The following is a 15,559-nucleotide window of genomic DNA, read 5'->3' as shown; positions in this document are numbered from 1 at the left end:
ATGTCCATAACTTCTGACTTACTACCACCCTTAGTTAGTGTGATTATCCCTACTTATAATCGTCCTCAATATCTCAAACAAGCAATTTTCAGTGCTGCTCTTCAAACATATCAGAATATTGAAATTATTGTTTCGGATAATTGTAGTCCAGAAAGTCCAGCAAATTTAGTAGCTGATTTTTGTGATCCACGGATCAGATTTTGGCAACACCCACAAAATGTAGGGATGCTCAAAAATCAGATTCATGCTCTCAAAATGGCACGGGGTAAATATATCGCTACTCTCCATGATGATGACCTATGGCATCCTGATTTTCTTGCCACACTCATACCACATTTGGAGAACAATTCGGATTTGATTCTTGCTTTTTGTGACCAATATATTATAGATGCTAATGGTCAAATCAATCTTGATGCCACCCAGAAAAGTTCTCGTGCTTATAAACGAGATCAAATATCCCTTGGAATACATAGGAATTTTTTAAAAATGGGATTAGTCGATAAAAGTATCCCCACCGCTGCTGCTTGTGTAATTCGTAATGGTTTGATTAATTGGGATGCTATTCCCTTGCAGGTAGGAGGAATGTGGGACTTATATTTGACATATTTATCCTCTGTATCTGGCTATGGTGCTTACTATGTCCCAGAAAAACTAACTTACTATCGCGAACATGAACAAACGGAAACTATGCTCAGTGGTAGACGCAATGTAAAAGCAAAAATCAGCAAGGCTGAAAGTGAAATTTTCTGTTATAAGATATTTATGAATGACCCCCATTTACAGTCTTTCTATAATCACTTTAAAAAATTATGGTTAGAAGCACATACAACACTAGGTATTGGACTGATAAGAGAAAATCAACCATCTGCGGCACGTTCTTATTTTTGGGAAGTTTTACGGCAAGGAAGATTGAATTTCCGGACTATTATTGCCTTATTAATTAGTTTCTTTCATCCAAAATTAATTAATAAATTTTTGAGCAGTAATTCATGAAGATTAGACATTAATCTTGATCTTAGCCAGATTTTTTATATAATCGTAGCATAGACCAAATAAACAAATTTTGGGAGATGATTTTTCAGTTCCGTTAATTTGTAGGTTTATTCCTGTATTAGTTTTATAACAGATAATGGTAAAAAAATTAGCAGAAGTTTTTAGGACTAGAACAACTAGAAGTTTGAGGTGAGAAGTGAAAATCTGTATTGTCACCCACAAGATTAGAAAAGGTGATGGCCAGGGTAGAGTTAATTATGAAATAGCGATGGAATTGCTACGTCGTGGTCATCAATTAACATTATTGGCCAGTGAAGTCGCTCCTGAACTAGCAGACAGTATTTCCGTTGATTGGGTTCCAATTATTGTCCATAAATATCCCACCGAATTCATTCGTAATTTGGTCTTTGCCCAAAAAAGTGGCAGCTGGTTACGAGATCATCGGGGAGAGTTTGACATCGTAAAAGTTAATGGTGCAATTACTGGAGTTAATAGTGATGTCAATGCTGTGCATTTTGTACATAACTCTTGGTGGCGATCGCCTGTACATATTTCTCAAGAGCATCGAGACCTATATGGTTTATATCAGTGGCTATATACCGGGATCAATTCCTATTGGGAAAAACAGGCATTTCGCAAAAGTAAAGTTGTGGTAGCGGTTTCCACAAAAGTGGCGGAGGAACTAATAAATATTGGTGTAGATCCCAGAAAAATTCGCGTGATTGCCAATGGAGTAGACCTAGAAGAATTCACACCGGGAAGCATAGAAAGGGAGGAATTAGGTTTACCAAAAAATGTCACTTTAGCAATGTTTGCAGGAGATATTCGTATCTCCCGCAAAAATTTAGATACGGTACTTCAGGCCTTAGTAAAAGTTCCCGATTTACATTTAGCCGTGGTGGGAGAAACTAAAAATAGTCCCTATCCCAAAATGGTAGAAAAATTACAATTAGGTCAACGAGTACATTTTTTAGGTTATCGTCGAGATATGCCACTTCTGCAAAAAGCAGCAGATTTTTTTGTATTTCCTTCCCGTTATGAACCTTTTGGACTAGTAGTAATTGAAGCAATGGCTTCTGGTTTACCAGTAATTACGTCCAAAAGCACAGGTGCAGCAGATCTAGTTACCCCTGCTTGTGGAATTGTATTAGCTGACTGCAATGATATAAATAGCCTAGCTCAGTCTTTAGAATTGCTAAAAAGCGATTATCAGTTACGTCAAAAAATGGGCAAGGCTGCTCGTGCTATTGCTGAGCAATATAGCTGGAAGATAATGGCACAAAACTATTTAGATTTATTTAATGAAGTAATCCAAAATGCGCAATACGGTTCTTATCCCTACTTATCGTCGTCCCCACGATCTATGGCGTTGCCTTGTCGCACTGCAAGCCCAAACTAGACCAGCTAATCAAATAATTATAGTGGTTAGGGATGTGGATACACAGACCTGGGAATTTTTAAATCAATTACCAAGTGAACTATCTTCTGATAACCTACCATTGCAAATAGTTACAGTTACCAAACCAGGAGTAGTACAAGCTCTGAACACTGGATTAAAAGTTGTCAATGGTGATGTCCTATCCATCACCGATGATGATGCTGCACCCCATCCTGACTGGTTGGAAAAAATCACTGCCCATTTCACCAAAGATGCTGATATTGGTGCAGTAGGTGGAAGAGACTGGGTACATAGGGGAGATAAGGTGGAGGGAGATTCCCGTGCGGTTGTGGGACGTGTACAGTGGTTTGGAAGGGTTATTGGTAATCATCATCTAGGAACAGGAAAAGCTCGCGAAGTAGATGTTCTCAAAGGTGTAAACATGAGTTTTCGCACCCAGTCCATAGGGAAACTAACTTTTGATGAAAGGATGCGCGGTACAGGAGCTCAAGTACATTTTGAAATGGCATTTACCCTAGCTCTTAAACGTGTGGGATGGAAAATAATTTATGATCCCCATATAGCAGTAGATCACTACCCAGCCACACGTTTTGATGAAGATCAGAGGGAAAATTTCAATGAAATTGCCCTAACCAACCTAGTTCATAATGAAACCCTAGTTTTACTAGAATACTTGCCACCTTTAAGACAAATCGTTTTTTTATTATGGGCAATATTCATAGGAACAAGAGATGCTTTAGGCATAGTACAATGGTTAAGATTTTTACCTAGTCAAGGGAGAATTGTTAACAAAAAATTGCACGCTTCTTTGCTTGGGCGTTGGCAAGCATGGCAAACCAATAAAACCAATCAATTGATAATTTCCAACTCCTAAAAAAAGTGACTTCCAAACAACTGCTTTTCAATAGCTTTTTACAATCCTCCTATTCCCCGGAAGATAGATCAGCCCAAAGTTGGGTAATCATTTTTTCCTTTATTCTATTTATAAGTACCTGTTATTTTGTCGGTGCTGCCAACTTACTAAGAATTATTTTTCCTGTTAGCGCCCTTCTAGTAGGAATATTTTTATATTTGCGTCATTCCATTCTCTATCTTGGTTTTACCTGGTGGATATGGTTTATTACCCCATTATTAGCAAGATTAATAGATTATCGAGTGGGTTGGGATCCCACCCGTCAAATTTTAGTAGCACCTTATTTAGTAGTACTGATAACTACTGCTTCGATAATTAAAAACTTACCTCGCGCTCTCAAAGAAGGGGGATTACCGTTTATCTTAGCCTTAATCGCTGTTATTTATGGATTGTTAGTTGGACTGCTTTACAATCAACCAATATCAGTTATCCGAGGCTTTTTAGACTGGTTTACTCCAATTATTTTTGGCTTTCATTTATTTATCAATTGGCGAGATTATCCCAGCTATCGCCAAAATATACAACGGGTGTTTATTTGGGCTGTTTTACTAATAGGAGCCTATGGGATATATCAATTTATATTTGCTCCTGAGTGGGACAGATTTTGGTTAGTAGAGTCAAAAATGTTTACCAGTGCTGGATCTCCCAAACCATTTGGCATGAGAGTTTGGAGTATCCTGCACTCACCAGGTACTTTCGGTGCGGTTATGCAAACAGGATTACTATTGCTATTTACCAGTTATGGACCTTTAATTTTTCCTGCTTCAGTGGTAGGGTATTTGTCATTTTTACTGTCACAAGTTCGCACTAGTTGGGGATGTTGGTTATTGGGAATTCTCATCATGCTAGGTTCTGTAAAAGCAAAAGTTCAAATGCGCCTAGCAGTAATCATTTTAATAATGGTTCTTAGTATTATACCCTTAGTCACCATAAAACCTATTTCTGAAGTTGTGACCACACGGCTTGAAAGTTTTTCCAAGTTAGAAGAGGATAGTAGTTTTCAGGACAGATCTAAAACTTATGATAGGAATCTAAACTTAGCACTTTCTACCCCTCTGGGTAATGGAGTAGGAAATATTTGGAAGGTAAATGAAAAGACAGGACAGATTGAAGTTGTTGTCATTGACAGTGGCATTTTAGATATGTTTTTTACCCTGGGTTGGTTTGGTGCCATACCCTATACTAGCGGATTAGTCCTGATCCTGGTTGCTGTGATTAACTGTACTGAAGCTAAACGGGATGTTTTTATCAGTGCAGCTCGTGCTATTGGCATAAGTTCATGTGCCCAGTTAATTATTTACAGCGGGATGTTAGGTGTTGCGGGTATGATTATGTGGGGGTTCTTAGCTGTATCTATGGCTGCCCATAAATATTATAAACACCATTATTAATAAAACAAACTACCAAAGATGCTAGACTGATAAAAACATCAGAGTAGGGCATCAAAATGTTAGCATACCAGCCAATTAATCGTGAAATCAGTCGAGTAATAATTGCAGGAGGAATTCACGGTAATGAACTGATTGGAGTTTATTTGGTCAAAACCTTTGAAAAGTATGGAAATTTAATTGAGAGAGAAACTTTTGAAACCATCTGTTTACTTGGTAACACCCCAGCTATTAATGCTGGGAGAAGATATGTTGATAAAGATTTGAATCGTTGTTTTACCAAAGACATATTATTCAATGCCAATACTTCTATATATGAGGAATCAAGAGCTAAGGAAATTTGGCAACTTCTGCAACCACACCATCCCCAAAAATTAGATGCTATAATTGACATACATACAACCACTGCCAATATGGGATTATGTATGATCATTAATAGTATGCACCCCATATTGCTCACTTTAATAGCTCACTTAACCAGTATAAGTCCCTTAATTAAAGTATGTTTTCACCCAGAAACACCCAGTGGTGGTTTTTTGCGTTCTTTAAGTGAACTAGGTTTCACTTTAGAAGTAGGTCCTGTCCCTCAAGGAGTTTTAAATGCCCAACTATTTCAACAAACAGCAAAAATCGTTTATGCAATATTAGATTTTTTTGAAAACTATAATCAAGGTAAAATTTCCATTAATCAGAAGTCCAATGGGAAGAAACTAAAAGTTTATGAATTTATGAGTACAGTTGACTACCCCAGAAATGAATTGGGGGATCTCCAAGGGATGATTCATCCCCAACTTGAATATAAAGATTATCAACCACTAAATTTCGGTGATGCAATTTTTCTAACCTTTGATAATCAAGAGATTTTTTACCAAGGAGAGTCTACAGTTTATCCAGTTTTTATTAATGAAGCTGCCTATTATGAAAAAGGAATTGCCATGCATTTGACTCATAAAAAACTAGTTGATATATAGTTATATATAGGAGATTAAGAAATGACAATGTGGCTTAGTCTAGACTTTGAAATTATCCCCCAAGCTACTTACCCGTTACCAATTGCCTGGTGTCAATAGGGGAGAAGACATTATATTTGTTGCTTAATTCCCGGTATATGCTCAAAGTTTCCTCACTCACACGTGTGGTGCTAAATCTTTGAAGATTTTGTTGACCACGTAATTTCCAAGCTTGTAGCTTATGGCGATCCCTCAAAAGTTGGATTAAAGCATAAGCCAAACTTTGACTATCTTGAGGAGGAACTAAAATACCTGCTTGACCATAATCTAAAGTTTCTGGAATGCCATCTACATCAGTAGCAACAATAGCACAACCAGCTTCTCTAGCTTCCGTGAGAACCAAGCCAAATGACTCACAATGGGAAGCCAAAACAAAGATATCTGTTGATAACATATATCTTTGTGGTTCCGGTTGAAATCCTTCAAAATGAATACGATGTTTAAGTTCCCCACACTTTTGTACCATGGCTTCAAACATAGTCCGATCGGGACCTTCACCCACAATATAGAGATGAGCTTGAGTAAAATCCTGGGCAATGATTTGAAAGGCTTGAATTAATTCACTAATGCCTTTGCGCGTGTACATTCCTGCTACTGTAGTAATAGCTGGATGATGTAATTTCATAGGTTGATATTCTTGAATTTTTTTATGTCTGGGACTCCCCAAAGTGCCATTAGCAACTACCCGCAATTTTCGGGATGGGATTCCACGACGGATCATCGAATTAGCCACCGCATGACTGACTGCAATTACCCGATCTGCTAATCCCATTAATATTGCACTGCGTTGGAATTCATTATGCACTGTAGCAACTAAACCATATTCATGATTATTTCTAAAAATTCCTGCTAGTAAAACTCCTGTCATCATGTGGCAATGAACTATATCAGGTTGAAATTTTTTAATTATGTCCCGGTAGGAATAAACTGCCTTAATTAACTTGGTTACTCTCCGGGACTGGTCTAATTCAAAGTGAGAAATACCATACTTTTCTAAGAGTATTTCGTATTCTCCTCCCAGGGAAGCAATTGCCACTTCTAAACCGTCTGTGGCTTGTAAACAAGCCAAATCTACTGCCACATTGACAATACCGTTACCAACATTTTGAATATGGTTAGTTAAGTGTAAAATTCGCATTTATTTTTACTCCTCAGTATTTTTTTAAACTGATTTTCTCTAGAATTAATATTCCGTTTTAAAGAAGATTTCTTCCGCTTGTAAAAATCTCTTAATAAAGCCCCGAGGAAGAGTGGATATTTGAGAAGAATAGGCGGCGATCGCCTGTTGTTTTTGAGATTGAACTTGTGCAACTGATAATCTATAAGCTGGGGCAATATCCCGTAATTTTAACAGAATAAATAATGGTGCTCTCCAAAAAATCCAAATAGGGTACTGCAAAAGTTCTACGCTTATTCCACTTTCGGCGATCGCCTCTTTTACCAGAGAATATGTAGCCTCGTGATCTCTGTGACAATCCTTAAAATGAGGCACATAAACCTCACCTGGTTGATAATCTCTTAACAAAGTAACTATTTCTGAGATCAGTTGTCTTTTTTGAGAAATATTCAAATCTAATAAACTGCCATCCTCCCTATTTAAAAACTTAATTTCTGTTTGGGGAACTCCCAAAATTTCTAATGCTTGTAGGGACTCCTGCTGACGAATTTGCATAACCTGATTTTGGATATTAGGTTCTAGTCCATGGGAACCTCTTCCATCGGTAAGAAACACCACTCCCACCCTAATTGCCTGTTGTCGTTTGCGAGCAATCATTCCCCCGCAGCCAAAAGTCTCATCATCCTGATGGGGGGAGAAAACCATAACTGGTGCTGTGGTCAATGCTATTGGTTGACTCCCCCATCGTAAAATCCAGTGCGAAAGTAAACAGGCATGGATATACTGAATGGTACTTAAAAAATGAATGGGAATTAATCTTTGTAATTTACTCAAAGTTGTTTTTTGCATATTCCTCATAAAACTACTCATAAAACCGTCATTTATTAATTACGGATCAACTTGTTAATGAACATCAATCCCATGGTCATAGGCGTTATAGCTAAAGCCAGAATTTAGCTAAGTAGGGAGGCACAATTATTTGTAGGATGGGTTAGTGGTAGGGTAACCCATGGGGGCGTTGGGTTTCGTTCCTCAACCCAACCTACGTTCATCTTATGTTTAATTCCACTCACCTACTTAACAACCTATTCACTATGATAATGAATGTAGACACCTGATATTTGTTGATTGTGTAAATTCAGAATGTGAATATGAAGATGGTCATTGTTTTTAAAAACGGAACCGATAAATAATCACCTTGCCATTTCTATTCTCCTCTACAAACAATAAGTATTCACCATTGCGACGACGAAAAGCTCGAATACCATGGGGAATATCCACCCAACCACTTTCCTTACCGACTTCTGGACCTGGACCAAATTTGCGCACAAATTTTCCCGTATCGTTTCTATAAACATAGACCTCCGCAGTTTTAACTGTAACAGCAAATACATAATCTCCTGCTACGCTCATAGCAGCAGTAGATACTTCTCGTTGACCTGTATTGTCATAGGGAATTACTGCTCGCCATTTGGGAGTGCGATTTCCTTGACTCCAGCGATCAAAGCGGATAATTTCTGATCCCACAACCCCGGTATCATCACCAACGGAAGGATGATCAACTGTAAAACCAGACAAATACATAGTATCTGTGTCTGGGAAATATTCAATCCTGCGCAAATCTCGAAACATACGAGGAGTTCTTTCTCTTTTCATAGAACCATAGCTATAAATTGGATTTCCCCGACTATCCAATCCCTGTAGAGGATAGTGACGAATACCATCCTCAGTCCGTAGGGTTTTCCATACGTCCCCTTTAGTATCTACCCACCAACCACCTATATATAAATAATCTTCGCTGCTTTCATACTCATTTTGTTCGAATGCACCATTACCATTCTTATCACGCCAAATCCATTCTCCCTTACTTGGTTGAAGGGGAGGCCAATTACCATTAATGGCTTTACCTTTATCATTAGTTCCCACAAACATCCCTGCAGGAACTGCAATTTCCCCATCAGTTTGTGGTTGAAAGCGATAAATTTGTAATAAACGCCCAAACATGTCCGTCAGAAATAAAAATGGTTTGCCTTGAATACGGCGAAAAATCGGACCATCAGGGGCGGTGTGTAACCGAGGGTCTTGAGGATATTTAAAAGGGTTTAAAGTATAGGCCTGATAAGTCCATTGTTTACCAATGGGTTTACTATAATCTACTAGGTATTTTTCATGTTTGGTGAAGATGACTGTCCCGTCACTTTGCGGATCCGTATCCCCATTATCCACAAATATTAAACCCAGTAATTGCCATTGTAATTTTCCTGAAGGAGAAAATTTCCTCAGATCTGTTCCCGATCTATTAAATCCATTACTATTAATATATAGATTGCCTACTCGATCCGTACCAATGGCAGTAATACCATAGAGTTTTAAATCTCTAACTGCTCCCGGTACACCACCATAAATACCTTTTTTATCTCCAAAAGTTCCCACCTGTAAAGGTTGATTCTTTATTTCATAAATTACTATCTGCTGGCGTTCACTATTTTCTGCAACCAATAATCTATTTTTCGGATCCATGGCGATCGCTGTTGGATCTTGCACATCCATAATTTCTTGTGGCAATTTTTTCCCAGAGGGACTGTAGTGCAATACTTTTCCAGATTTGTTCCCTTTTTTATTTTGGATAATCCACAAATTATTCTGCTGATCAATAACTATTCCTCCAGGATTTTCTACAGGGAATCTGCCAATTTCTTCCATAGTTTCCCTATGAAAAATTCTCACCATATTACTACCCCCATGACTGACAAACAATTTATCACCAAGGGTGGCCAACCCGGTTACTTCCGCTTGGTCACTAATAACCAACATACTTTTGTCCCAACCCTTACCTTGGGTAAAAGCAATAGGTTTTCCTTGTAAATTATAACGTCTAACACAATACCAAGTTTTATCTTGGGGTGGATAACTATCTTTGTCACCTCCTTTTTCACCTTGGAGTGATCCTTGACTCATGGCTACATAAATATATTTATTATTTGCAGTTACTGCTCGACCACCAAGACGATACCAACCATGTAAATCTTCTAAAAATGCAATGGGTTTACCATTTTCATATATTCCTGCTTCTCCTCCATTTTCATCCCAAATACTATTTGTGTAAATCAGCCCATTGGCTGTCACATACATAGCTTCTATATTATTTTGTACCCTCAGTTTTCCCTTACCTATAGTATTACCTACCCAGGATGTTGTGTATTCAAATCCAGATGCTGTAGTGCTAGAAATTATTATCAATCCACAAATTGTGACCAGTAACATCTGAAAACCTATGTTTCCAGATTTGAGTAAAGAGGACTTTTGAGAAAATAAACTACTAAGAATCTTATGAATTTGATGAACAATTTGATGAACAATTCTCATATATTTCTGATAAACAATAGAGCTGTTGGGAAATAAATTCATTTTCGCTAATTAGGGAGGCACAATAGCAAGATCATCAACCACTAATAACCTAACAGCTGAAATTTCCTGTTTCTATGAAATTTGTCAAATCTTCATCAAAAAAATAATCTCCTTTAATTCTATCTTACTAGGAACAATTTCAACTTAGATGGGCCGTATTTACCAGTTTTTTATAACGTGATCTCATAGAAAAAGCAGGACAAGCCTGCTTATAAAAAATACTTAACCTGATCAAATTGGAACCGATAATTAGTAACCACGCTTGAGCGCCAATTCAACACGATTAAACTCAAATTCCAAGCGATCTTTTAGCTTTTGGGGTACGGGACGATTGGGGTAGGAACTGTAATGACCTGCCAAAGCATTGAGCGCAGTTCGCATAGTCGTAAAGGAGCTTAAACTAGAAACTGAACTAGAACGCTGATAACGGGCAGAAAAGTCATTGATTTTTTGACGTGCTTCCGCTTGAATTGCTGCTTTATTAGGGTCATTAGGTGATACTTCCACGGCTTGTCTCATCACTTTAACAACTGCTAGAGTGTCTTGACGATAATCTCCAGTCAAACTATCGGGAGTACCGGAACAACCCATCAAACCAATGGTAATCACTAAAATCAGTGCCAGCAAACGCGACCAATAACTCTTCATATCCAATTAAAACAAAAAGGTAAATCAAGTTTCATCCTATCTTGGATTGGTATCCGGGGATTGACTTCTCTCTGTTGTTGAAATCCGGAGACAAGCGAACATACAGGGTATTACGCTGTTGATACGGTCTATTTAAAGATAGGATGGCATTTTGTAGGGTTTCTACTTCCACACATGTGCCACCAATTGCACCAGCCATAGTAGTAATATGTTCTTCCATTAAAGTCCCTCCAATATCGTTACAACCCCAATTTAAAGCTTCCATAGCACCGGTCAGTCCTAATTTAACCCAGCTTGGTTGATGATTAGGTATGTACTTACCCAAAAATATTCTTGCTACTGCTGTTAATAAGAGTGCATCAGCTAAAATGGGTTGGTCTCTACCAACTCGACGACGTAGGGGTTTTGGTACATCTTGACCCACAAACGGAAGTAAAATAAATTCGGTAATTTGACCTGGGTATTCTTTTTCGTGTGCTGCTTGCTGGAGTTGGCGCAGTTTTTCTAGATGTGTAATTTGCTGTTCTGGAGTTTCAATATGTCCAGACAACATAGTGCTGGTGGTGCATAAACCCAATTGGTGGGCCGTAGTGACAATTTCCAGCCATGTTGCTGTGTTGATCTTTTCGGGACATAATACTTTTCTCACCTCATCATCCAACACTTCTGCTGCTGTTCCTGGTATGGAACCCAAACCTACATCTCTTAAATCTGTAATTACTTGCTCATAAGAAATACTGTCTAGTTTTGCAATAAATTGTATCTCTTGAGGAGAAAAAGCATGTATATGTAGTTGAGGAAAGTTTTGTTTAATAGTTTCTATTAGTTTAATGTAATATAGTAGAGACTTACCATGGATTTGGGCTTTTGGGTTGAGTCCTCCCTGCATACAAATTTCCGTTGCGCCTCGACTTACCGCATCCGCAGACTTTTCCAAAATTTGTGACCAATCTAGCCAATAGGCATCCTCATCACTATCATCTCTCCGAAATGCACAAAAACTACAATGTTGTTCACAGATGTTGGTAAAGTTAATATTCCTATTGATAACGTAGGTCACCTCCTCTCCTGCTTGTTTTTGGCGGAGCTTGTCAGCTGTTTCCCGAATGGTATTTATAGTTTCTGGATCAGTTTGCTTTAGTAAAATTACTGCCTCTGATGGTGATATATCTGATCCTAGTAGCGATCGCTCTAAAATAGGGTTGATAGGAGTTAATGTTATATTATTCACTGGTTTTGATTTTTTTGGTAGGACAAGTAGTATGTCAATAAGTAAATAAGCGGAAAAACAAAAATTAACGATAGTTAACCTAATTTAACATTAAAAGCCGATTTTACATCTTATGTATTTGCGGTATGATGTTCCAGCGTCAAAGTCATGGAAATAGCACAACTTGTGGAAAAATCAAAATTAATTACCCCCACGGGTCCCTTAAAAATTGCCGAATATCCAGCTTTCGAGTTGGGGTGGAATGATGATGTTGTTCTCTTATCCTTGGTAATTCCCACCTATCAAGAGCGAGAAAACATTCATAAAATGATTAACATCATCAACAGCATACTAGAGGAGAGTATTCCCAATAACTACGAACTAATAGTAGTTGATGATAATAGTCCCGACTTGACATGGCAAGTAGCAGAATCATTAATTCCAGAATATCCCCAATTGCGAGTGATGCGTCGTCAACAGGAAAGAGGTTTGTCCTCAGCGGTAATTAGAGGTTGGCAAGCTGCCAAAGGGCAAGTTTTGGGGGTAATAGATGGGGATTTACAGCATCCTCCAGAGATACTATTACAACTGTTATCCCAAATCAAAAGGGGAGCTGATTTAGCCGTGGCCAGTCGTCATGTGGATGGTGGTGGTGTTAGTAGCTGGAACCTAGTCAGACGATTTCTATCCCGTGGAGCCCAAATTTTAGGGTTGGTTATTTTACCACATATCCTAGGTAAAGTTAGTGACCCCATGAGTGGTTATTTTATGGTACGTCGAAATGCGATCGCTGGAGTAGAGATGAACCCCATAGGCTATAAAATTATTTTAGAAGTAATTGCAAGGGGAAAAGTCAAAGAAATTGGGGAAGTTGGTTATGTATTCTGTGAACGCGAGGAGGGGGAAAGTAAAGTAACTTGGAAGCAGTATCTAGAATACATTCAACACCTAATACGTCTACGTTTATCTACGGGAAGATTAGGAAAAATCAGTCAGAAATTCAACTTACAAATTACCCTTCCTCTAGGTAGATTTATGCGATTTGGTTTAGTGGGACTAAGTGGGGTGTTTGTAGATACGGTCGTGCTGTACTTATTGAGTGATACTTTAGCTTTACCCCTAATTGGTAGCAAAATCCTAGCTGGGGAGCTGGCAATTTTCAATAATTTCCTGTGGAATGATGCATGGACATTTGGGGATATTTCTATCCAACAACGGAGTTGGAAACAGCGAATAAAGAGATTTTATAAATTCAACTTGATTTGTTTAGCGGGTTTAATGATAAATGTATTGATATTAAAATTTCTGGTTCAATTTTTAATTTCCAATCGTTATATTGCAAACCTCATAGCAATTGGCGTGACCACAATTTGGAATTTTTGGCTTAATTTAAAATTAAGTTGGCGGGTAACAGACATCAAGTGACATTAGAATAAATTGTGAAATTCTCTCCAGATAAAGATTGCAAAACTCCACATCTGATCTGACAATCAAATGTTGGACGACCCCCTTATGTCGAATGGAAACATTTTGTTTTTGTCTGGTAATAACTATAGAACCATCTATCGCATCTCTTAACAAGACCATCTCAGCTGCAGTGGGATGATCTAAAACAACAATATTACTACCTTTATAAACCATTCCCATACTTTCTAAAATATCCCCAGAATATTCAGCAATAAATAAATCCAGTTGGGGATGACGTAACAAACTTTGAACATTGCGATTATAATCTTCTATGAAAAAATCTCTGAGCAAGATTTAAAAACGAACCTTCACGAGAAACACCGCCGATTTTTAATTTTGGATATTCTGACAACAAGTAAGCAATAGTATGCAGTAAAGCCATCTTAGTAATTCGATTAAAAGTTATAATTGGGATTCTAGCATCCTCAGCAGAGGGGAAAAACTGTGATAGAATATAGTGCGGAACATCAACACTTTTACCAATAACAGGATTAACATGCATAAAAATACCCGGTGCTGCATTAATTTCCAAAACAGCAAAATTACCATATCGCCAAGAATGGGCAATATTTTTAGCGATTACATCAATCCCCAAACAAGTGAGGCGAAAATTTTGAGCAATTTCCTCTGCAAGAATAATATTGTCTGGATGAATTTTATCAGTAGCATTAATGCTAACACCACCGGAAGAGATATTAGCAACATCAGAAAGATAAATAATGCGATTTTTCTCAATTACACTATCTAAATCTAGTCTTTGACCATATAAATATCGTTCCATAGCCCGATCAATCACAATCTTACTCATAGAAGAAGTGGGGGTATCTCTTCTTTGTGGTTGATTATTTTCTCTGGCAATTAGTTCCTCAATTGTCGAATAACCATCCCCAACTATCGACGGTGGACGGCGTTCTGTTGCAGCAACAAATTTACCATTCACACACAACAAACGAAAATCTTTTCCCCAGATACTTTCTTCAACAATCACTCTAACTGACAGGTCTTTAGGAATTGCTGAAACTGCTAACTCATAAGCAGATTTTAATTTTCTCGAGTCTCTTATATTAGGGGTAACACCAATTCCTTTATGACCAGACACAGGTTTAATGACAACGGGGTAACCAATTTCTTGAGCTACAGCTAGAGCTTGTCTTTCTGAAGTTACAATATCACCTTTGGGGACAGGAAAACCCAATCGGTTCAAAAATTCCTTACAGTCATCTTTACGAGTGGTAAATTCGGAATCCAGATGACTATCAACATCAAAGGTGGTCCCAATTCCCCTCAGCTGTTTTTTTCCATAACCATATTGCATTAACCCCTCTTCCCATAGATAAAAAGTAGGAATACCCTGTTGGTAAGCAGTTTGCCATAAAGCATAGACAGTCGGTCCACCATAAACAGATTTACGAAATTGATCTTGTAATTTTATCAGTCTCTCTTCAAGGGGGAAATACCGTTCTTTGCTAATATTTTCAAACCAGTCCCAAACTAAGTAAACTACTGACTTGGCTGTATGTTCATGCAATGCTTGAATGGCAATCTTTACATAGGAATGATATGAATTTATACTGTAAAGATTGAAATATAGGGATATATCTAATTTATTAACTTCTGATACAACTCGAGCAAATAAATCAGCATATAATTCATAGGTTTGTTCAGCTAACTGGGGATAAAAATCACTAATAGTGTGAACATAGTCTTCCATCGGTAGGGGATCTTGATGTTCAGTCAAGGCGAAGTCAAATACTATGGCTGCTGTATCTAAATAGGGATTTGGTCCAATATAATACTTGAAGTTAAAAATATCAAATACATCTGTTTTTCTAGTATTTACATGAAGATCTGTTGTTTGTTCTCGAACCATTGATTTTCAGTTATCCTTAGATCGGGACAGAATTGTGGAGGAATAACAAAAATTAATTAGATGCAACAAAGGTTTTCACCCTGACATTATTTCACATTGATATACCTAACTAATGACACCCTGCTCCCATAACAAC

General features: G+C 37.8%; 11 protein-coding genes and 1 pseudogene. 6 read left to right on the top strand and 6 right to left on the bottom strand.

Going from position 1 to position 15,559, the window contains the following annotated elements; all coding sequences use genetic code 11:
- From C6N34_RS03340 to C6N34_RS03320, 5 genes are all read left to right on the top strand, one after another.
- On the top strand, positions 1 to 993 hold the full coding sequence (locus C6N34_RS03340) for a glycosyltransferase family 2 protein (protein WP_115538813.1): 993 nt from the start codon (positions 1 to 3) through the stop codon (positions 991 to 993).
- 196 nt (positions 994 to 1,189) lie between these two features.
- A complete protein-coding gene (locus C6N34_RS03335; RefSeq protein ID WP_115538814.1) occupies positions 1,190 to 2,392 on the top strand; it encodes a glycosyltransferase family 4 protein in 1,203 nt (400 codons plus the stop codon).
- The gene (locus C6N34_RS03330; RefSeq protein ID WP_115538815.1) at positions 2,310 to 3,266 is read left to right on the top strand and encodes a glycosyltransferase; all 957 of its coding nucleotides are present in this window, start codon (positions 2,310 to 2,312) and stop codon (positions 3,264 to 3,266) included. Before C6N34_RS03335 ends, C6N34_RS03330 begins: the two co-directional genes overlap by 83 nt.
- 5 nt (positions 3,267 to 3,271) lie before the next feature.
- Positions 3,272 to 4,696 (top strand): O-antigen ligase family protein, encoded by a 1,425-nt coding sequence (locus C6N34_RS03325; protein ID WP_057178484.1) that lies wholly within the window; start codon positions 3,272 to 3,274, stop codon positions 4,694 to 4,696.
- 56 nt (positions 4,697 to 4,752) lie between these two features.
- Positions 4,753 to 5,664, top strand: coding sequence for an aspartoacylase (locus tag C6N34_RS03320; protein ID WP_115538816.1), 912 nt, complete (start codon positions 4,753 to 4,755; stop codon positions 5,662 to 5,664).
- Positions 5,665 to 5,728: 64 nt separating this feature from the next.
- Here C6N34_RS03320 and C6N34_RS03315 read toward each other — a convergent pair whose 3' ends face one another.
- The 5 genes from C6N34_RS03315 to cofH all read right to left on the bottom strand — a co-directional run bounded on the left by C6N34_RS03315 (position 5,729) and on the right by cofH (position 12,107).
- The gene (locus C6N34_RS03315) at positions 5,729 to 6,841 is read right to left on the bottom strand and encodes a glycosyltransferase family 4 protein (protein WP_057178482.1); all 1,113 of its coding nucleotides are present in this window, start codon (positions 6,839 to 6,841) and stop codon (positions 5,729 to 5,731) included.
- Positions 6,842 to 6,886: 45 nt separating this feature from the next.
- Positions 6,887 to 7,669 carry a PIG-L deacetylase family protein gene (locus C6N34_RS03310; RefSeq protein ID WP_115538817.1) on the bottom strand — a complete coding sequence of 261 codons (783 nt, stop codon included), beginning with the start codon at positions 7,667 to 7,669 and terminating at the stop codon, positions 6,887 to 6,889.
- Between the two features lie 321 nt (positions 7,670 to 7,990).
- Positions 7,991 to 10,228, bottom strand: coding sequence for an NHL repeat-containing protein (locus tag C6N34_RS03305; protein WP_115538818.1), 2,238 nt, complete (start codon positions 10,226 to 10,228; stop codon positions 7,991 to 7,993).
- Between the two features lie 249 nt (positions 10,229 to 10,477).
- Positions 10,478 to 10,876, bottom strand: coding sequence for a photosystem II protein Psb27 (gene psb27, locus C6N34_RS03300; RefSeq protein ID WP_115538819.1), 399 nt, complete (start codon positions 10,874 to 10,876; stop codon positions 10,478 to 10,480).
- A gap of 31 nt (positions 10,877 to 10,907) precedes the next feature.
- Entirely contained in the window at positions 10,908 to 12,107 is a 1,200-nt protein-coding gene (gene cofH, locus C6N34_RS03295; protein ID WP_115538820.1) for a 7,8-didemethyl-8-hydroxy-5-deazariboflavin synthase subunit CofH, read from the bottom strand.
- Positions 12,108 to 12,254: 147 nt separating this feature from the next.
- On the opposite strand from cofH, the gene C6N34_RS03290 reads away from it, so the two are divergent.
- Positions 12,255 to 13,511 carry a glycosyltransferase gene (locus C6N34_RS03290; protein WP_057178477.1) on the top strand — a complete coding sequence of 419 codons (1,257 nt, stop codon included), beginning with the start codon at positions 12,255 to 12,257 and terminating at the stop codon, positions 13,509 to 13,511.
- Here the strand turns inward: C6N34_RS03290 and C6N34_RS03285 are convergent.
- Positions 13,482 to 15,423: pseudogene (locus C6N34_RS03285) on the bottom strand (ATP-binding protein). The gene C6N34_RS03290 and the pseudogene C6N34_RS03285 sit on opposite strands and share 30 nt — an antisense overlap.
- Positions 15,424 to 15,559 lie beyond the last annotated feature (136 nt).

The organism is Cylindrospermopsis raciborskii Cr2010 (assembly GCF_003367075.2).
GTDB classification, from domain to species: domain Bacteria; phylum Cyanobacteriota; class Cyanobacteriia; order Cyanobacteriales; family Nostocaceae; genus Raphidiopsis; species Raphidiopsis raciborskii.
The sequence above is the reverse complement of the archived record's forward strand: the minus strand, read 5'-3'. Positions and strand labels throughout refer to the sequence as shown.